Source organism: Microbacterium algeriense (assembly GCF_008868005.1).
Taxonomy (GTDB): Bacteria; Actinomycetota; Actinomycetes; order Actinomycetales; family Microbacteriaceae; genus Microbacterium; species Microbacterium algeriense.
The window spans coordinates 20,289-39,350 of the sequence record NZ_WAAO01000002.1 but is presented as its reverse complement, the minus strand read 5'-3'; the positions used below and the strand labels follow the sequence as shown (position 1 = coordinate 39,350).

16 protein-coding genes are annotated in these 19,062 nt (G+C 66.9%); 7 read left to right on the top strand and 9 right to left on the bottom strand.

Annotated elements, in window-relative coordinates:
- Window positions 1-20: 20 nt before the first annotated feature.
- The 3 genes from F6A08_RS07785 to F6A08_RS07775 are packed head-to-tail and all read left to right on the top strand — an operon-like array spanning window position 21 to window position 3,189.
- The gene (locus F6A08_RS07785) at window positions 21-992 is read left to right on the top strand and encodes an alpha/beta hydrolase (RefSeq protein WP_151459162.1); all 972 of its coding nucleotides are present in this window, start codon (window positions 21-23) and stop codon (window positions 990-992) included.
- The gene (locus tag F6A08_RS07780; protein WP_151459161.1) at window positions 989-1,972 is read left to right on the top strand and encodes an alpha/beta hydrolase; all 984 of its coding nucleotides are present in this window, start codon (window positions 989-991) and stop codon (window positions 1,970-1,972) included. The genes F6A08_RS07785 and F6A08_RS07780 overlap by 4 nt, the downstream gene beginning before the upstream one ends.
- A complete protein-coding gene (locus F6A08_RS07775; RefSeq protein ID WP_225855782.1) occupies window positions 1,969-3,189 on the top strand; it encodes a multidrug effflux MFS transporter in 1,221 nt (406 codons plus the stop codon). Before F6A08_RS07780 ends, F6A08_RS07775 begins: the two co-directional genes overlap by 4 nt.
- A gap of 238 nt (window positions 3,190-3,427) precedes the next feature.
- Here F6A08_RS07775 and F6A08_RS07770 read toward each other — a convergent pair whose 3' ends face one another.
- Window positions 3,428-4,045, bottom strand: a complete 618-nt coding sequence (locus tag F6A08_RS07770; protein ID WP_151459160.1) for a hypothetical protein — start codon at window positions 4,043-4,045, stop codon at window positions 3,428-3,430.
- Window positions 4,046-5,126: 1,081 nt separating this feature from the next.
- Here F6A08_RS07770 and F6A08_RS07765 point away from each other — a divergent pair.
- Window positions 5,127-5,585: a hypothetical protein gene (locus tag F6A08_RS07765; protein ID WP_151459159.1), complete on the top strand. Its 459-nt coding sequence runs from the start codon at window positions 5,127-5,129 to the stop codon at window positions 5,583-5,585.
- A 460-nt stretch (window positions 5,586-6,045) separates the two neighbouring features.
- On the opposite strand, the gene F6A08_RS07755 is transcribed toward F6A08_RS07765, so the two are convergent.
- From F6A08_RS07755 to F6A08_RS07735, 5 genes are all read right to left on the bottom strand, one after another.
- Window positions 6,046-7,650, bottom strand: a complete 1,605-nt coding sequence (locus F6A08_RS07755) for an RHS repeat-associated core domain-containing protein (protein ID WP_192576721.1) — start codon at window positions 7,648-7,650, stop codon at window positions 6,046-6,048.
- A gap of 123 nt (window positions 7,651-7,773) precedes the next feature.
- Window positions 7,774-7,992, bottom strand: coding sequence for a hypothetical protein (locus tag F6A08_RS07750; protein WP_151459157.1), 219 nt, complete (start codon window positions 7,990-7,992; stop codon window positions 7,774-7,776).
- 692 nt (window positions 7,993-8,684) lie between these two features.
- Entirely contained in the window at window positions 8,685-9,143 is a 459-nt protein-coding gene (locus F6A08_RS07745) for a hypothetical protein (protein ID WP_151459156.1), read from the bottom strand.
- A gap of 1,894 nt (window positions 9,144-11,037) precedes the next feature.
- Window positions 11,038-11,703 (bottom strand): SDR family oxidoreductase, encoded by a 666-nt coding sequence (locus F6A08_RS07740; protein WP_151459155.1) that lies wholly within the window; start codon window positions 11,701-11,703, stop codon window positions 11,038-11,040.
- A 36-nt stretch (window positions 11,704-11,739) separates the two neighbouring features.
- Complete coding sequence (locus tag F6A08_RS07735; RefSeq protein WP_151459154.1) at window positions 11,740-12,279, bottom strand: hypothetical protein; 540 nt, start codon at window positions 12,277-12,279, stop codon at window positions 11,740-11,742.
- 66 nt (window positions 12,280-12,345) lie between these two features.
- Here F6A08_RS07735 and F6A08_RS07730 point away from each other — a divergent pair, with 66 nt between their 5' ends.
- Window positions 12,346-12,930 (top strand): TetR/AcrR family transcriptional regulator, encoded by a 585-nt coding sequence (locus F6A08_RS07730; protein ID WP_151459153.1) that lies wholly within the window; start codon window positions 12,346-12,348, stop codon window positions 12,928-12,930.
- 114 nt (window positions 12,931-13,044) lie between these two features.
- The gene (locus F6A08_RS07725) at window positions 13,045-15,036 is read left to right on the top strand and encodes a primary-amine oxidase (RefSeq protein WP_151459152.1); all 1,992 of its coding nucleotides are present in this window, start codon (window positions 13,045-13,047) and stop codon (window positions 15,034-15,036) included.
- Here F6A08_RS07725 and murQ read toward each other — a convergent pair.
- Both murQ and F6A08_RS07715 read right to left on the bottom strand, forming a co-directional pair.
- A complete protein-coding gene (murQ, locus tag F6A08_RS07720) occupies window positions 15,033-15,968 on the bottom strand; it encodes an N-acetylmuramic acid 6-phosphate etherase (protein ID WP_151459151.1) in 936 nt (311 codons plus the stop codon). The genes F6A08_RS07725 and murQ overlap by 4 nt on opposite strands.
- Window positions 15,958-16,854 carry an N-acetylglucosamine kinase gene (locus F6A08_RS07715; protein ID WP_151459150.1) on the bottom strand — a complete coding sequence of 299 codons (897 nt, stop codon included), beginning with the start codon at window positions 16,852-16,854 and terminating at the stop codon, window positions 15,958-15,960. Before F6A08_RS07715 ends, murQ begins: the two co-directional genes overlap by 11 nt.
- A gap of 137 nt (window positions 16,855-16,991) precedes the next feature.
- Between F6A08_RS07715 and F6A08_RS07710 the strand changes: the two genes are divergently transcribed.
- Window positions 16,992-17,849: a MurR/RpiR family transcriptional regulator gene (locus F6A08_RS07710; protein WP_017204027.1), complete on the top strand. Its 858-nt coding sequence runs from the start codon at window positions 16,992-16,994 to the stop codon at window positions 17,847-17,849.
- A gap of 22 nt (window positions 17,850-17,871) precedes the next feature.
- Here F6A08_RS07710 and F6A08_RS07705 read toward each other — a convergent pair whose 3' ends face one another.
- On the bottom strand, window positions 17,872-19,014 hold the full coding sequence (locus F6A08_RS07705; RefSeq protein WP_225855781.1) for a DUF998 domain-containing protein: 1,143 nt from the start codon (window positions 19,012-19,014) through the stop codon (window positions 17,872-17,874).
- Window positions 19,015-19,062: the final 48 nt, after the last annotated feature.

The following is a 19,062-nucleotide window of genomic DNA, read 5'->3' as shown; positions in this document are numbered from 1 at the left end:
CGTCCCACCCGAGGAGAACCATGACCATCCCCGTCCCCTTCGATCCCGATGTGCAGGCCGTGCTCGACGAGATCGCGAAGACCCCGCAGCCCGTCCTCACCCGCGAGACCCTGCCGCGCGACGGCGTCGACCGGATGTTCCCGGACAACGACGCCGTGATCGCCGGCCGGGACATCACCTGGGAGGACCGCGTCATCCCCGGCCCGCCCGGAGCACCGGACATCGAGGTCACGATCTTCCGCCCCGCCGGTTCCGAGACCTCGACGCTCGCCGGCTTCGTGAACATCCACGGCGGCGGCATGATCGTCGGCCACCGCTCCTGGGAGACGGCTCGCGTCGTCGACATCGTCGCGGAGCACGGCGTCGTGGCCGTGAACGTCGAGTACCGCCTCGCTCCGGAGGACCCGTACCCCGCGGGCGTGGAGGACTGCTACGCGGCGTTCGTGTGGACGCACGCCCATGCGACGGAGCTCGGGATCGACCCGGCGCGCATCGTCGTGGGCGGGGGAAGCGCGGGCGGAGGTCTCACCGCGGCCGTCGCCCTGCTAGCTCGCGACCGGCGGGGCCCGGTCATGGCCGGGCAGCTGCTGCTGTGTCCCATGATCGACAACACCAACACCACGGTGGCCAGTCGGCAGTACGACGGCATCGGCACCTGGCAGCGCGACATGAACCTCCTCGCCTGGTCATGTGTCCTCGGTGAGGAGCTCGCGTTCAGCACCGAGGCCCCCGCCTACGCCGCTCCGAGCCGCGCGACGGACGTCTCCGGCCTCCCGCCCGCCTACATCGAGGTCGGAGAGGCGGAGATGTTCCGCGACGAGGACACCGAGTACGCCCTGCGGATCTGGGCGACCGGCGGGCAGGCCGAGCTGCACGTCTGGGGCGGCGGCGCCCACGGCTTCGACATGTACATGCCGGACGCCGAGATCACCCGCGCCGCCCTCGCCGCGCGTGCCTCCTGGCTGCGACGGATCTGGCGGACCGCCGCATGAGCACGCCCGAACCGGTGCCCTACGACCCGGAGCTCGTCGCCGGGCTCGACGCCTTCGTCGACCTCGTCGAGGTCATCCCGCTGCGCGCGGACACGATCCACGCCAACCGCGATCACTTCGCCACGATCATCCCGCCGATGTCCGTGCAGGCCGCCGGCCGTGCCGTCGCGTGGGAGGACCGGGTGATCCCCGGCCCCGTCGGGGCTCCGGACCTCGAGATCACGATCGTGCGCCCGGCGCAGGCGCCCACGGACCCGGCACCGGCGGTGCTGTCGATCCATGGCGGCGGTATGGTGCTCGGCACGCGCTTCTTCGGCACCGCCGAGCTCATCGACCTCGCCGAGCGGCACGGTGTCGTCGGCGTCGCGGTCGAGTACCGTCTCGCCCCCGAGCACCCCGGACCGGCGCAGGCGGAGGACTGCTACGCGGCACTGGAGTGGATGGTCGCCCACGCGGACGAGCTCGGCATCGACACCTCCCGCATCATCGCGTCCGGGCAGAGCGCCGGCGGCGGACTCTCGGCGGCGGTCGCGCTGCTCTCCCGCGACCGCGGCGGGCCACGGCTGGCCGGACAGCTCCTCGGCTGCCCGATGCTCGACGACCGCAACGAAACTCCCTCGAGCCGCCAGTACGACGGCTTCGGCGCCTGGGATCGGAACAACAACGACACGGCCTGGGACGCGATCGCCGGGGCCGACCGGTTCACCGATCGCGTGTCGCCGTACACGGCACCGGCACGGGCTGCGGATCTGTCGGGACTCGCTCCGGCGTTCATCGAGGTGGGCGCCGCCGAGACCTTCCGCGACGAGGCTGTCGACTACGCGCTGCGAGTCTGGGCCACGGGCGGGCAGGCCGAGCTGCACGTCTGGGCCGGCGGCTACCACGGCTTCTCGGGGTTCTCCCCCGATGCCGAGGTCTCCCGGGCCGCGGTCGCCGCGCGGGAGAGCTGGCTGCGCCGCGTGCTGCGCCTCGAGGGATGAGTCTTCCGTTCGCCGCTGACGCCCCGCGGCCCCGCATGGGCACGCTGCGGGCGATGCTGGTGCTGGGCATGCTGGAAGCCTTCGGTCCGCTGTCGATGGACCTCTACCTGCCGCAGCTCCCCCAGCTCGCGGCCTCGCTCGGCACGACCGAGGCCCTGGCGCAGGCGACGATGTCGGCGTGCATGATCGGTCTCGGTCTGGGCCAGCTCGCGGCCGGTCCTCTCAGCGACCGGCTGGGCCGACGCCTGCCACTGCTGGTCGGCGTCGCGGCGTTCGCGGTGCTCTCCGCGGTGTGCGCCGTCGCTCCGAACATCGAGCTGCTGCTCGTCGCGCGCTTCCTGCAGGGGCTGGCGGGATCGGCGGGCATCGTGATCTGCCTGGCGATCGCCCGCGACCAGTTCGAGGGGGTCGAGCTCTCCCGCATGCTCTCGCTGCTGTTCCTCGTCTCGGGCACCGCCCCGATCATCGCGCCGGTGGTGGGCGGACAACTCGCCCGCATCATGGACTGGCGCGGCATCTTCGGGGTGCTCAGTGGGGTCGGCGTGCTGTTGCTGCTCGTGGTGGTGTTCGCCCTGCCGGAGACCCTGTCGCCATCCGCCCGTCACCGCGGGGGCCTCCGGGTCTGGGGCGCGCACGCCGGAGCGGTCGTCCGCGACCGGCTCTTCGTCGCCGTGCTGTGCGCCGCGGCCGGAGGCGGTGTCGCGTTCTTCACATACCTGTCGATGTCGTCGTTCGTGCTGCAGGACGAGTTCGGTCTCAGCCCTCAGGAGTTCAGCGTCGCCTTCGCGGCCGGCGCCCTGGCGAGTATCGCGGGCAGCCAGCTGAGCCGACTCGTGGTGCGGCGTTGGGGGCCCCTGCGCGTCTACCTTGGCGGGATCACCGCGACGCTCCTGGCGACGACGGCTTTCCTCGTGCTGGCGCTTCTGGGCGTCGGCATGATGGGTGTCGTCATCGCGTTGGTCGGGTTCATGCTGTGCTCCGGCATCGGCGGGCCCAATGGCCAGACGCTGGCGCTCGCTCATCACGGGGTCCGTGCCGGCACCGCTTCGGCGCTTCTCGGGATGGCGACGTTCCTGTTCGGCCCCGTGCTCGCCCCCGTGGCTGCCGGTCTCGGCGGGACCACGGCCATCACGATGGCCGCGACGATGACGGTCGCGGCTGCGGCAGCGGCGTTCGCCGCCTGGGCCTTCGTCCGGCCCGCGGCCCGCGAACAGTAGGCCGCGGGCGACGGGGACGGTTGGGGGATTGCGGCCATTGCTGGCGTCCAAGGCTCCGTGCGTCAGCAGGGGCGCCTCTCAGTCGCTCGGTGCCTGCAGAGGCGTCAGATCGCCCATCTGCGTCGCGAGCTCGTGGAACTCCGCCGCTCGCGCGAGTTCACCGTTGTCCCGCAGCATCACCGCGAGGTTGTGCGCGCTGTGTGCGTCACCGCTGGCGATCCCCGCCCGATAGGCGGCTTCAGCCGCTTCGTCTAGGTTGACACCGTCGAGCCACGGCCGCCAGCAAGGAGAGGAACTCGGACCGATCGAGTGGGGACAGGGGAATCTGAACTCCGTGCAACGGATGCCCCTCAGGCACGCCCACGTCGACGGGGAGCCCGCGGCGGGTGTCCAAGACTTGAACCCCGTATCCATAGATGATCCGCGGTAGATCGAAATTCGAGTGCCATTTGGGGTCTTCGAGCGAGAATCCCATGATCACATGGGACTGATACGCGACATTCTTCTTGCCCCAGATGAAGAACTCCCAGCGCAACTCCGGATGACGATCGATCATCACGTCACCGAGCAGCAACGTAACGTCCTCACACACGGACTGTGACCGCCGATCGGGGTCATTCCGGTCGGCGGCGGGCGTCATCGTCTCGACGAACCAGTCATTCAATGACTGAACCGATCCATCGCTGCCGTCGAACTCGATACCAGACTCCGCCAACAGATCCCGGAAGATCGCGACACGTTCGTCCTTCTCCCGCATTGTGCGGTCGAACTCGGCGCGAGCGACAGAGCGCGGCAACTCGGAAAGCGCCCACCACGGCATCGACTCGTTCAACGGATACTCTGCCCAGCCGGTCACGGCATCACCTGCCACTGGGTTCCACGGAGGTCACCGCGAGTCGCGCGGATCGGCCACCTCGCCCGGAGGGAAGTGACATTCCAGCGCGGATCGTCATCAGGAACGAGCACTCCCGTCTTTCGTCGAAACCATGCGCGAACTCGCGACCCCCTCGGCGCCTGAGGGAAGTGCGCTCCACACTAGCCCCAACGCCACGAACGCGCGGGGACGAACGGCTACTCGTTCCGCGCGCGACTTTCTCGCGAGCTTCGACGCTGCCCGACACCCGCGCCGACATCGAGCCCCAGGTCGCGATTGAGCGCCTCCGCAATCTCTCGAGCGACGCGTCGATTGCAGACGGTCCCCCCAAGTGGTCGCCTGCGACCATCGGCGAACTCCAATACGAGGTGGCCGCTCTCGAACCTTCCATCGTAAACCGTCCACCCAAAAACGAAGAAGAATCCTGTGTACGGCTCAGCGCGGAATCGTTCGACCGCCCCCCGCTCGTACTTTCGTCGCGACCACCACGATGTCGCCACCACGTGCGAGGAGGTCAGAGTGACGCCCGTGAAAGGCAGGCGAATCCAAAGCCACATACACAGCGGGAGCGCGATCGCGGAGAACCAGATCAGGACGCTCGGCATGCTCGCTGACGAGTAGTTCAGAAGAACTGCTGCGGGAAGCACACCGATGAACAGGGATGCAACGCCAAGGCGGCGAGCCCTTCCGGCTCTGCCGCGTCTGAAAGCCTGGTCAAGCGGCATCGATCGTGTACCTCCCCAGCTTCTTCGTGACACCCGATGCAAGCGGCTTGCGCACGCTCGGTCGGCGCAAGGTCGAGCTGAGCGAGGTTGCGGCTACGACCTCTGCTCCTCTCGCGGAGATTCGAATCGCGCGGTTCGAAGAATGGAGCGAATTTCGCGTCACCGCCCCTGGAGCACTTCGAATCACTCTAGCGTTTGCACCACCATTCCGCCTGCTTTGATCGCCTTGCCGGCAGTCTCGTCCGTTACCGCCGACGCTTCCTTGCCCAGAACCAGTGGGGATTTAGTAGTGAGCACCGAAAGAAGAGTCCTCTCGGAACTTTGCCATGCCACAACTCATGCCCGAAATCAGCGCCGACACCAACCTGACGTGCGACCTGCTTCGACCGCTACCAGTACGAACCGAGCAACTCCCGGTAATGGGGATTTTCGAGCAGCTCTGGATGCGCGGCCTCGATCTAATGGCGAACTTTCGAGAGCAGGCCCTCCGCGGCCCGCGAGAACTCGCTGACAGACACCGTCACAGTAGCTTCCGCGTACTCGGCTCGAATCTCGACCCCCTCCCGCTGCAGCGTGAACTCGATCGTAGAATCCGATTCGGTGAAGCTGTACACCTGATCCTCACCGCCGGCGAGGGCTTCAGCTATTCAACGCATTTGGAACACAAAATCGAACACCGGCACCCATCCCCAGCTGACACTGAGATCGACATCATCCACCTCGAGTATTACGTCACCCAAGAAACAAGAATAGTAAAATGGCGCCGCCCCTATTTCATGCCAAATGACGTTGTCTAGGTCCGTCTCACGGAGAACCTTGAAGTCGAAGACAATCAAAGCCATGTTCCTCAAAATGGAAATGCGGTGATCACTTAGCCGCTAGAGTCTACTACAACACGAAGGGAGTACGCGGGCTTACTGGATGATTTCGTGCCAAATATCCTCCAACATCGTCGACTAAACCATCTCGCTCAGGAAGCTGATCCTGTATGTCTTAACCACCCGCATCTCCGATAAACGCAAGAATTTGGCCGACCTGAGCTTAGGATTCACGAACCTCAGATACCGGAAGGGCACGAGGATCATAAAGGCTAAGAAGTTTTGGTCATACCAACATATTGACTGTCCGATCGTTGACTTTTGCACCCATGAATGCACGAATAACCAAGCTAGGACGGCGTAAGGTATCAAAATCCACAAGACGAACGCGCGAATCACATAGATAAGGAACCAGCTGAGGCCATAGATAAATCTCATTTCAAAAGCCTCCCACGAACTCAATGACACCTTCGGAGAATGAAGGCAATATGCCGAAAGCTACATCTCTCACCCACGGGCCTGCCGCGGTTTCCACCCACGGCTTCTCCGTTGCTCCCGTGAGCTGTCCGGCGCCGCGAATCGCTCTGGCTGTCCCGGTAATGATTTGCCAGGCTCCGACGCCCCACGCAGGTAAGGTCACTGCCCATCCTACATACGGGACTGACAACGACAGGGGTGTCGACAATATCATTCTCGCAATTCCGTTCCCAATACTGAGAGCACCCACGACTAGGTTTACGGTGCCCGAGACCCACTTCGGGTTCACCCAACGATCGCGCGGCTTGTCGTACTTCGACCGTTGCGCAGCGCTGGTTCGAATGAAGGGCGAACTTGCGAGCCGTCGCTCGGCTCGTGGCGCGGACACTGCAGTTTTGCTATCGAAGTTTTGCGCCGCCCATTTTTCCCCGCTGAGGTCGTGTCCGTTGATGGGGTCGGTGGGCCAGGAGTAGTCGTTCGCCCCACCACCCTCCACCGGGTCGACTTGCAGGAACCGCCCGAGGGCGGGCACATACAACCGGGCTCCCATCTCGACCACCAACGCCGACCCCGCGGACTCCGCAGGCTTCAACGCACCCTGATGCCACAGCGTGTTCCCTGCGATCTGACCCGCGTCATCCGACGCCACCGTCCCGATCGCGAACGTCACCGGATCCACCGGCTGACCGAACGGGTCCCACAACAACAACCCGCTCGTCGTCGTCCCCGTGCGGGTCACGAGACCATGCCCGCCCAGACCGGGGAACGACCACGTCACCTCCCCAGCCTGGTTCGTCCATGACACGCCGCCCGGCAACCCGACACTCCGAGTCAGCTCCGCCCCGGATTTCTGACCCCACGCCGCGTCGCCATCAGCCGCGTACAGGTAGTTGGTCGTCGCCGCCGGATCGGCCCCCGCCGGATCCGTCGTCCGCGACACGATCCGCCCTGACGCATCGCGCACGATCCGCACCACCGTACCGTCGTCATGGGTCGTCCCCACATGACGGTTCACCGCGTCGTAAGAGAACTGCATGTCACCGAGACGAACCGTATTCCCGCGCACGTCATACACGACCTCCGAAGCGGTCAAACCACCCGCAACCGTCGTCGCGTCCGGGATGACCTCCGTCACAGACGAGGAGACCAACCGGTCCGCCCAGTCGTAGCAGTACGCCGTCGACGTCGTCACCGCCGCTTGGCCCGGCGCCGTCCACACATCCGTCGCCCCTGTCCGGTTCCCGGACATCCCCGCCGCCGTGTTCGGGCCGCACCCGCTCGTCGCCCCGAAAGCGTAGGTGAGCGTGTGCCCCGGAATCACCGCCGACGTCAGCCGACCCGCCGTGTCATACGCGTACGTCGACGAATACGACGTCGATCCCATCGACGATTGCTGCTTCACCACGCGACCCGACTGCGATCGCACCACCGCGTCAGACACCACCTGCCCGCCGACCAGCCACTCCTGACCGATCACCCGCTGCGCGGCGTCACGGCTGACGGCGTTCAGCGCTGACGCATCCGGATACGCCACCTGCTGCAACGGCTGCAGCGCGTCGTACGTCACGCCAGCGAGCTGCTGTGCACACTCCATGAACCGGCGATTCCCGGGCGGATGCGCCGTAGACCAGCCGCGAGGTCATCTCTAAGTTGCAGCTGGCGTAGGCGAACCCGCGCCAGACCGGGCCGCCTAGCGCCCGATCGCGTGTCGGGCCCGGTCGACCCGCTCCGCATAGTCCGGGTCGAAGAGCATCGGCAGCTTCGTCTCAAGCTGCGACTCCAGGTCCCACAGGACTCTCTGCTCCGCCGGATGCGCACTCGAGAAGTCTCGCTCGTCCCGACTCGACAACCACTCGAACAAGACGAGCGCGTGATCGCTACTCAGACTGATTGTGATCTGATCATCCACTGCCGAGACTCCTCTCTGTCAACGATGCCTGCGCCTTGGCTAAACGGGTCCATCTGTTTCTAAGGGGCGTCGAGATCGAACCGTGTCTCTATCGTCGCCCGGGGAGCTCTCGAAGGCTCATTCAAGACCCTCGCCTGCGCGCGGGCCGTCGTGCGAAACGTCACGCTCCCTGCCACCGGCCGTCGCGTTCCGTCCTTCAAGTCGACGCTCAGGATGCCCGGTTCCAGCGCTCCGCCTGCCACTGGCCATCCCAATACGTAAAGCACGCCGGTGTAAGGCTCGGCCGACCAGCGCTCTAGGTCATTATTCGCGTATCGGGTAGTCGAAAACCAGGATTTTGCGACAACGCCTTCTTCCTCGAACCTCACACCTATACGCCCGACACGGATCCAGGCCCAGATATACAGGCCGAGAACCGGTGCAGAGATGCTGACGAGAAACCACCCGTCACTACGCAGCCCGATTCCGACGATCATCACGGCGGCAGAAAGGCCCCCCACGACGAGGGTGGACGCGAAGAGCATCGCGACCCGCCCCCTCAGACCGGAGGGAAGGGGCCGCGAGTTCCGAGAAAAGTTACGCGATTGCAAATCGCCAGCCACCTTTCCCCCGAGGTCCCGCCGGCGCCACGGGTGACCTCAGAGGCGCCCATTGCACCGTTGACTCACGCTCGGTCGGCGCATGCATGCATCTCATTTCGGAAGCCCCACGTGCACGCGCATTTCTCGCACAACTTTCAGCACGGTGTTGTAGCGACCGATCGCGCCGGCGAGGGATACATAGCGCACCCGCCCTTTTCGAACAATCTCAACCTGGATCATTCGAACACGGCCAACAAATGGCAGGAAACCTGTTTGGAACCCCACCAGCAAACCCATGCATTTCTCAAGCTCTATGCCGGTGACCTCGCTCCGCGACAACCGAAAACTATGAAACCAACCTCCGACTCGGATCGAATCTCCCTCGAGCCAAACCCCCATGAACCAAGGGCGGATGAGCAGGAATCCACCGACGGCCGCGAACGCGAGGGCTGCGGGCCACAAATCATACTCGAGAAGCAGGAGGACGCCTCCGCCCATGGAAAACAGCGCCCAAACGGCTCCTGCGACACGCACGCCGCGCGCCGATCCGCAAATTGCACTGTGATGCATCTTTTGCCCATCTTAAACAATGCTGATCGAGAACCCGCGCGACCACCGCAATACTGTTAGCTTCTGTCGCTTGAATCAGGTGCCGAGCGACGGCCTTTCAAATCGATGCCACGGGTCGCCAAAGTCGGGCGAAATAGCGTCCTTGCGTTCTTCGCCGAACAATACACACGAACTCGATCTTCGATTTCTGGTGGGCAAGGGTGGAACTCTATCTCCTCGATGAAGCGCGATACCTCATTGGACACATCCTCCCAGCGCCCCCACGCGAGGTATACATCTGTCTCGTTATCGTTCTCGAGAGCGACATACTCTGGATTGAACGTTATCGCGGCAAATACCTCGTGAGTACTTTCGACAATCTCAATGTTCACGTAGAACGCACCAGAGACTTCGTTTCGGGCGATTCCTACTGCTCCGCGCCCCAGCACACGCTGAAGAACTTGTTCACGTATTGGCTCGTTCATCCTATCCAAACATGGAAGCTGTGTTTGACATTGGCGCGCCCGAAGTTGACCTTCGTCAACCCGGTTCGGTAGTTCCTCCCGGCCCCTGGGGTTTACCTCCCCTCGGTCCGGTGAGCATTCGAGTGGAGTGGCTTGAACTTGTCACCTCGCCTCTGCGCACCCGCGACATACTCAACCTGCCTACGATGGCGCCCGGGGGGAGAGAACGTCAACGCCCCCTTGTGCCACAACGTGTTGCCCTCCACCTGACCCGAGTCATCCGACGCAGTGGTGCCGATCGCGAGACCGGATCCGCCGGTTGACCGAACGGGTTCCATACCCCAACCCGCAGGTCGTCGTCGCCCTGCGGGCCACGAGCCCATGTCCGCCCAGACCTGGCGACCACCTCACTTTCAACGCCATGGGAGCCCACGCTTCACCGAAAGATGGGAGCTACAGCGCTCCTCGCATCTCGCAGGGGCTGTCGTGGACCGCCCCTGAGGGATACAGCCATCTTCCGTCAAGCGCTCCCGCATCCTCCGGCCTAAATGTCGCGTTAATCCCTCCGAGGTCTGTCTCTGAGCGTCCTATGTCGAGGAAGATAAGCACCCGTGAACTTTCAATAGGGATCGCTGACTCATGTTCAACCGCAAGGCCCAACGGAGGGTCGGAGAGCGAGAACTCGTCAGACGTTTGAAGGCTGAATTCTCCCCGCGCGCGGAGCGCGAGAGCGTCTTCTCGCTGCGGACTATACGTGGCGTAACTAACCTGAAGGTACTGGAACTCCTCCGTGGGTTTCCCGCACCAATGGAAGAGATACTCCCCATCCTTTACGGTCAGCGATATCGGCCTCTCGTTGCCCGCGCTCCAGAGACACCCCGTGAGTGCGACCACCGGCAGCACGATGATCAGCGCGGCGAGACCCCGCAACCCAGCGTGCATATCCGCCTCCTCTTAGATCAGCATCCATCTCGAAGTAGTTCTGGCACAGACGATCTCTCGAAGGATGGGCTTCAGAGTCTCACCTGCATGCGCGAGGGAGAACTCCGACCCCCAGCCCGCCCGCTGTTGCGCATGCCTGAGTTCGTGGAGCCAAGAGTTCCTATGCGAGTTCATTGAGAACGCTAATCCGGTACGTCTTGAGTTCGCGCATCTCCGATAGCTTCACAAATCTGGCGGCCCTTGTCCTCGGTTCGAGGAGCAGCAGGAGACGAAACGGAATCAGTATCAAGAAGGCCCAGAGGAGTTGGTCATACCAGCAGACCGCTTGTCCGACCGAGGCGCGTTGAGCCCACCAGTGAACGGTCAACCACGCAACCACCGCGAATGGGATCAGAAGCCAGAGGAGCACCCCACGGACGAGAAGCACCATGAACCACAAGAGTCCCGCGAAGAACTTCACCTCATAGCTCCCCCACTATTCCGCCGCATCCGTCGCCCGCGCCCCGCGATCAGTAGCGGGCCGAGAAGGCGCCGTCCGCCTGCAGGAGCTGACCGGAGATCCATCGCCCCTCTTCGGACACGAGGAATTCGACGACGGCGGCGATGTCGGCGGGCCGACCGAGCCTGCCCAGCGGCGTCATCTCGCCCAGGGAGGTGCGGGTCTCGTCGTCCATCCAGCCGGTGTCGATCGGGCCGGGGTTCAGCACGTTCGCGGAGATGCCGCGCGGACCCAGTTCGCGGGCGGCGGAGATGACAAGCCGATCGAGCGCACCCTTGGAAGCGCCGTACGGGAGGTTGCCGGTGACGTGATCGCTCGTGAGCGCCACGATCGCGCCGCCGTCCTCACCGACCTGGCGTGCGAACGCTGCGATCAGGAGCAGGCTCGCCCGCGCGTTCACGGCGACGTGCAGGTCGAAGCTCTCCGCCGTGGTGTCGAGGATTCCGGACTCGACATCGTGCGCGTGGCTGAGGATCAGCGCCGAGATCGGACCGTGCTGCGCGTTCACCTCCGCCACGAGGGATGCGGGGCCGTCCGGCGTCGACAGGTCCGCCAGGTGGTCGGCGTCGCGCAGATCGCTGGTGACGACCGTCCACCCCGCGGCGCGCAGACGGGGGACGATGCCGGCGGCGATGCTGTTCGCGCGGGCGGCACCGGTGATCAGGGCAAGGGGCATGCGTTCACGGTAGCGGACCTCCCTCACGCTCCACGATCACATCCCGGCGCACATCGCGACGACACCGCCGGCCATCGCCCAGGACTCGACCATCAGCGACCGCACCGCTCCCCCGCGATGCAGCTCCGGACGGCGCCACGGCGCCACGACCGTCCAACCCACGACCGCCAGCGTCCCCACCAGCACGAACGCCGAGAGCACACCGCCGAGACCATGCCCGCCGTGACCGATAGCGGCCTCGACGCCGGCGACCGGCCCCGGGGTCGAGGCGGATTCGAACATGCATGCCGCCATCACGAGCGAGCCGAGCGCCCGGTGGCAGCACGCGGGCGCGGACGGCGTCCCGCGCACCCCCATCGTCCCGAGCATGGCCGAGAGCAGCAGTAGCGCTCCCAGGACGACCCCGCCCAGCGGGTCGAGGACGCCGGTGGCCATCAGCAGCATGCCGGCGGCCATCACGAGCGCGGCCTGCCGCCCCTGCCACGGCACGGCGCGCCGCGCGGCCAGGCAGGCGACGGCTGACACGAGCGCCGCCACCGCCATCAGCCACGATGCTGCCGGGAGCAGAGGATCCACAGCCGAAGTATATTGATCGCGCGCTCAAAAAAGCGAGCCCAGGTATCCATGCGCCAAGATGGGCAGGTGCCCCGCATCGTCGACCACGATGAGCGCCGCCGGCAGATCGCCGAGGCGCTCCTGACCGTCGCCGCACGAGACGGACACGAGAGCGTGTCATCCCGCGCGGTCGCCAAGGAGCTCGGGGTCGCGACCGGCTCGCTGTGGCACTACTTCGACGGTTTCGACGACGTCATCCGCGCCGCCGCCGCCGAGGTGACCCGCCGCACCGATGAACGCATCGCCGCAGCCACGACCGGACTGCGCGGACTCGCCCGCTTGGACGCCCTGATGCGCGAGGTACTTCCGGTCGACGAGGGAACCCGTACCGAAGCGCGCGTCGTGGTGGGGTTCTGGGGCCGACTCGCCACCCTCGCCCCCACGCCCGACGCCTCCGCTCCGACCCTCGCCACGTGGCAGGACAGCATCCAGGCGGCGCTCCAGGAGGCTGTCGAGGATGCCGAGCTGCGCAGCGACACTCCGACCGACGCGCTGATGGCGCTGCTGCGCTCGATCACCTACGGCCAGCAGATCGTCGAGGTCACCGAACCCCAGCCGCCCGCCGCGCACCTCGCGGTGCTCGACGGCATCCTCTCCCCCTGGCGAGCCTGACCCCGCCTCGAACCTCGCGACCACCCGCTGACCCGTTGCTTGTGCGGGTCGCGGTGGCGCCGTATCATCGTGCCAACCCGTTTATTGAGCGTCCGCTCGAAAATAGTGAGGTCGATGATGTCCCACCACGCTCCGCAGCCCGTGTCGATCGAGAAGATCGCGCCGCCGCACCCGCACGATCCGCTCACCGGCGCCGAGATCGCCGCGGCGCGCAGCATCCTCGACGCGGCAGGTCTCCTGACCGAGACGACGCGCGTGCCCATGCTGCTGCCCGACGAGCCGACCAAGGAGGAGTTCGCGGCGTGGACTCCCGGCGACCCCATCGACCGTCGGGTCGACGTCACCCTGCTCGACATCGCCACCGGTGTCGCGACCGAGGCGATCGTCTCGCTCACCCGCGGCGAGGTGCTGCGCACGCACCGCGTGCCGAACGACGCGCCGCCCTACGGACAGCCGCAATACCTGTTCGAGGAGTACGAGCGCGCGGAGGCCATCGCGAAGGCATCGCCCGAGTGGCAGGCCGCCATGCGGCGTCGCGGCCTCGAGCAGCACATGGCGCTCGCCTTCTGCGGCCCCCTCGCCCCCGGCTACACCGGGCGGGCGGACGAGGTCGGCCGCCGGGTGATCCGCTCGCTGACCTTTCTCAAGTACGACGAGCAGGACTCGCCGTGGGCGCATCCCGTCGAGGGGCTCATCGTGCACATCGACCTGACCGCGAACACCGTGATCCGTGTCGAGGACCACGGCGACGTGCCCGTGCCGGAGGGCCACGGCAACTACTACCCCGAGACGCAGGGCGCAGCGCGCACGTCGCTCAAGCCCATCGAGATCACGCAGCCCGAGGGTCCGAGCTTCACGGTCTCCGGATCCCTGGTGGAGTGGGAGGGCTGGTCGATGCGCGTGGACTTCAACGCGCGCGAGGGGCTGGTGCTGCACGACGTGACCTTCCAGGGTCGCTCCGTGCTGAGCAGGGCGAGCGTGCCCGAGATGGTCGTGCCCTACGGCGACACGGCGCCGGGGCGCTTCTGGATCAGCTACTTCGACGCCGGGGAGTACCTGCTGGGCAAGAACGCCAATCACCTCGAACTCGGCTGCGACTGCCTCGGCGTGATCCGCTACCTCGACGGCTGGGTCGCCGACGACCACGGCCACCCCGTGCGCATCCCGAACGTGGTCTGCATGCACGAGGAGGACTTCGGCATCCTCTGGAAGCACACCGACCTCTCCGGCCGCGCCGACGTGCGCCGCTCCCGCCGATTCGTCGTCTCGTACTTCTCCACGATCGGAAACTACGACTACGGCTTCTACTGGAACTTCGGACTCGACGGCTCGATCGAGGTCACGGCCAAGGCCACCGGCATCGTCTTCGCCGCCGCGGGAGAACCCGGTGTGCGGCAGCAGCACGCCACGGAACTCGCTCCCGGTGTCTTCGCGCCGGTCCACCAGCATCTGTTCTGCGCGCGACTGGACGTCGCGATCGACGGCGAGGACAACCGCCTCGTCGAGGTGGATGCGAAGCGGGTGCCCATGGGACCGGAGAACCCCTTCGGCAATGCGTTCAGCTGGTCGGAGACCCCGCTGCGGACGGAGCAGGAGGCGCAGCGGGAGGCCGACACCTCCGTGGCACGGGTGTGGGAGGTGCAGAGCGCGTCGCGGACCAACCGCGTCGGCCGCCCGACCGCCTACCACCTCATCCCGGAGCCCACCGCGCTGCTGATGGCGGATCCCGGGTCATCGGTGGCCGCGCGCGCCGCGTTCGCCACCAAGCATCTATGGGCGACCCGCCACGAGTCGGGGCAGATCTGGCCGGCCGGACGCTACCCGAACGCCCACCAGGGCGGCGCGGGGCTCCCGGAGTACACCGCCCGGAATCGCTCCATCGACGGCGAAGACCTCGTGCTGTGGCACACGTTCGGCCTCACGCACTTCCCTCGACCGGAGGACTGGCCCATCATGCCGGTCGACTACGCCGGGTTCTGGTTCAAGCCGAACGGCTTCCTCGACGAGAACCCCGCGATGGACGTGCCGCAGTCGTCGCAGGCGCACGCGGCGACCGGGGCAGGCTCCTGCTGCGGGGGCGGCGCAGCCTGCACCTGCGAGCACTAGGCGAGGGCGGTGATCGCTTCCCGGAGGATGCCGTGTGCTCGTTCGAGGGCGGTCGCCGCGGCCTCGGGCGTCGCGCCGGTGGCGAGCATCAGCAGCGCGAGCTTGACCGATCCGTCCGCGCCTTCGAGGGCGGCGGCCGCCTCGTCGACACCCACGCCGGCGAGCTGCGAGACCGTGCGGATCGACCGCGCGTGCAGCTTCTCGTTGGTGGCGAGCAGGTCGACCATGACCCCGCGGTACGTCTTGCCGAGGTTGATCATCGACAGCGTCGTGAGCATGTTGACCACGAGCTTCTGCGCCGTGCCGGCCTTCAGCCGGGTGGAGCCGGAGATGAACTCCGGACCCGTCACGACCTCGATCGGAATGTCCGCGACGGCGCCGATGGCCGAATCCGCGTTCGAGGCGATCGCAACCGTGAGCGCGCCCACGCGGCGGGCGTACTCCAGACCGCCGATGACATACGGCGTGCGGCCGGAGGCGGAGATGCCCACGACCGTGTCGTTCTCGGCGAGGTCGAGCTCCCGCAGCGAGGCGCCTGCGGCCTCCGCGTCATCCTCCGCGTTCTCGACGGCGGAGCGGATCGCGGTCTCGCCGCCGGCGATCAGACCGACCACCATCGAGGGGTCGGTGCCGAACGTGGGCGGGCACTCGCTGGCGTCGAGCACGCCGATGCGCCCCGCCGTGCCCGCGCCGATGTAGATCAGGCGTCCGCCGCGACGGAACCGCTCCGTGATGCCGTCCACCGCTGCCGCGATCTCCTCGGCTCGCTCGGCGACCGCCTCCGGCACTCTCCGGTCCTCCGCATTCATGCGGCGCACGAGCTCGGCGGTGCCCAGCAGATCCAGGTCGCCCCGTTCGGTGGTCGACGCCTCGGTGTCGAGCTTCTCGAGGACCGAGAGCAGAGCGGAGAGGCGGGAGTCGTCATTCGGCACGATGCACGAACCTTTCGTGGGGGAGATCTGCGCGACGCGTCAGCAGCAGCGCACCGTCGAGGGCGTCGCCCTGCGCGGGCACGACCCGGCGGCCGGCGGTGTGAAGAGAGGAGGCGAGAGCGTCGCGGAACCACGCGTGGCCGGTGAGCCCGCCGTGCAGCACGACGTCGACGGTCTGGGCCGATGCCGCCACCGCGGTGTCCGTGAGCAGCCGCACGGCCTCCAGGGCGATGCTGCCGGCGACCGCGTCTCCGCCCTCCGCGGCATCGAGCACGAGCGGTGCGAGTGTCGCGAGCCGACGCGGAAGCGGACCGGGCTGCGCCAGCCAGCCCTGCACATCGGAGACGGTGCCCACCGGTCCGGCGACGGCGTCGCTCAGGGTCGTGGCGGGTCCGAGGCCGTCGGCCTGACGCAGCACGGCACGCAGCGCCTCGCGCCCCAGCCATGAACCGCTGCCGAGGTCGCCGAGTTCGGGTCCCCAGCCGTCGACGAGGCGGGCGCCCTCCTGGTCGATGCCGAGCGCCGCCGCACCGGTGCCCGCGATCAGGAGCACTCCGGCTTCTCCGGCGAGCGCACCGACGTGCGCGGTGACGACATCGGACGCGACGACGGTCCGCGCCCCTGTCGCGGCGGCGAGGCGGGAGGCCAGCTCTGCGGCGCCCTCGGGCGCCAGCCATGCCCCGGCGGCGCCGACGCCCAGGAGTCGGAGTCCGGGGACGTCTCGGAGCAGAGGGAGGATCGCGGCGGCTGCCGCCTCCACTCCCCCGGCGGCGGTGAGTCCGGGCGACCCGATCCCGTCTCGTGTGCTCCGCTCACCCGCAGCGTCGATGACGATGCGACAGCGGGACTTGCCGAGGTCGACGGAGGCGGTCGTCGGCGCGCTCATCGGCTCTCCTCGGGGACACGGTCAGGAAGGTCTGAAAAGATAGTACAAGGCGGCAGGATCTGCCGAAAAGAATTTACCATCGATGTCGCAGCCGCCGTCGCGACATACTTGAGAATCCCACATCCCCGGAGGACCGATTGAGCATCCAGTCGACGATCGAAGCCGCCGCATCGACCCTGCCGCCCTCGCTCACCCGCGTCGCCGCCGTGATCCGGGAGAACCCCGCGGTCGTGATCGACCTGACCATCAACGAGCTGGCCGAGAAGTCGAACACCTCGGTGGCATCCGTCGTGCGCTTCTGCCGCGCGATCGGCTTCAGCGGATACGCGCCCCTGCGCATGGCGCTGGCCACCGAGCTCGGCAAGGAGGCCGCGCAGTTCTCCGCCCGCGGTGCATTCGGTTCGGAGATCTCCGAGGAGGATTCCCTCGAGGAGGCCGTGTCGAAACTCGCCGGACTCGAACTGCTCGCCATCGAGGAGACCGTGGCCCAACTCGACTTCCGGGTGCTCGAAGCAGCGATCGACGCGATGGACCGTGCGGAGCGCATCCTCCTCTACGGCATCGGGGCGAGCCAGTTCGTCGCGGAGGATCTGGCGCACAAGCTCCTGCGCGTCGGCCGGAACGCCCATGTGCTCGCCGACCCGCACGAGGCCGTCGCCGCGACGGTGCTGCCCGTCGCCGGGACCGTCGCCATCGGCTTCTCGCACACCGGCTCCACGGTGGAGACCGTGCGGTTCCTCGAGACCGCCAGAGCCAACGGCAGCACGACCGTCGCGGTGACCTCCGCCAAGGACTCCCCGCTCGCCCGCGCCGCCGACCATGCGCTTTTCACGGAGGTCAGGGAGTCCGCCTTCCGCGCCGGCGCCATGGTCAGCCGCATCGCGCAGCTGACCCTCGTCGACTGCCTGTTCATCGGTGTCGCCAAGCGCCGCTATGCCGAGACCGTCGACGCGCTGCAGCGCACCCGCCTGGCCACGCACGCCCTCCGCGGCTGAGGCTGACCGCTCAGCCGACCGGTCAGCCGACGGCCGGCACCGCCTGATCACGCGGGGCGGCCGCCGATCCGACGGATCCGGCCGTTCGCAGGAACACGATGATCCAGCTGAAGATGAGCACGGCCGCGATGAGCTCCACCGCGGTGAGGTTGTAGTAGCCGACCGCGAAGAAGGCCGCGAGCAGCACGATCACGAGCACGTAGGCCCACCCGAGCCCGACGAACACCCGCGGGATCGACGGCAGCAGCCAGGGAAGCCCCACGACGACGACGGCGAAGACGACGACCATGCCTGTCGCGACGGTGTTGTGCAGCAGGAAGAACTCGTCGACGGGGAAGATCCCCACGCATCCGAGGAAGATCCCCAGCAGGATGAGACCCCCGCGCACGATCCGTCGTCCGCGACGCTCGGCAGCGTCGCCGACCGGGAGGCCCGCGGTGGCGTAGCGGGAGATCGTGGTCACCATGATCCCCGCGATGATGAGGGTCGCATTGAAGGCGACCGACGAGCTGTTCGTGCTCATGCCGAGCGCCGACAGGTTGTCGCGCCACCAGTGCACGTCGCTCGAGGCGAGCATGCTGGCGAAGGCCCCGACGACGAGGAACACGGCGAGGACGAGCGACAGCACCATCGGCGTGAGCGCCACCGAGCTGAGGAACGTCACGTACGCGGTGAGCGCGAAGGCGACGGCCACGAGCACGGCACCAGGGAATGCGAAGACCGGGGCATCCGTGAAGCTGCGCTCCAGCAGCTCGGCGATGCCCAGCCAGCCCAGGTAGGCGATCGCGGCATGCGCGAAGGCGATCGCCACGAGGTCGTACCAGCGCAGGCGATCGCCCGGGACGCTGAATCCGTCGCGCAGCGCCTCCGCGTCGACGTTCTCGGGGCGCACCGCCAGCCGACCGAGCGCGAAGGCGACCGCTGCGGTGATCGCCCCGCCTGAAGCCGCGAACACCCCGATCGACCCGGAACCGCTGATCGCCAGTTCGTGCCCCCAGAAGACCGGGAGCGCCACCGCGAACCCGAGCACGAGGAACGCCGCGCCCACGATCAGGGCCGTCGCCTCGAACACGGCCGCCGAGGTGTCCGGCCCGCGCACCTGTCGCAGCACCCGGCCGATCCTGTCGCCGATCACCCGCATCGTCCCGTCGCTCACGGTCCACATCCTAGGAGGCGTCCCGTTCGCGCGTCGCCGGTGATACCATCGCGGAAC

Bases quoted from the DNA above. Each gene is read 5' to 3' on its own strand.
- F6A08_RS07780 (WP_151459161.1), top strand. From the start codon at position 989: ATGAGCACGCCCGAACCGGTGCCCTACGACCCGGAGCTCGTCGCCGGG.
- F6A08_RS07715 (WP_151459150.1), bottom strand. From the start codon at position 16,854: ATGAGCGCGCCGACGACCGCCTCCGTCGACCTCGGCAAGTCCCGCTGT.
- F6A08_RS07765 (WP_151459159.1), top strand. From the start codon at position 5,127: ATGCCCGAAATCAGCGCCGACACCAACCTGACGTGCGACCTGCTTCGA.
- F6A08_RS07785 (WP_151459162.1), top strand. From the start codon at position 21: ATGACCATCCCCGTCCCCTTCGATCCCGATGTGCAGGCCGTGCTCGAC.
- F6A08_RS07745 (WP_151459156.1), bottom strand. From the start codon at position 9,143: ATGCATCACAGTGCAATTTGCGGATCGGCGCGCGGCGTGCGTGTCGCA.
- F6A08_RS07740 (WP_151459155.1), bottom strand. From the start codon at position 11,703: ATGCCCCTTGCCCTGATCACCGGTGCCGCCCGCGCGAACAGCATCGCC.
- F6A08_RS07725 (WP_151459152.1), top strand. From the start codon at position 13,045: ATGATGTCCCACCACGCTCCGCAGCCCGTGTCGATCGAGAAGATCGCG.
- F6A08_RS07705 (WP_225855781.1), bottom strand. From the start codon at position 19,014: ATGTGGACCGTGAGCGACGGGACGATGCGGGTGATCGGCGACAGGATC.
- F6A08_RS07775 (WP_225855782.1), top strand. From the start codon at position 1,969: ATGAGTCTTCCGTTCGCCGCTGACGCCCCGCGGCCCCGCATGGGCACG.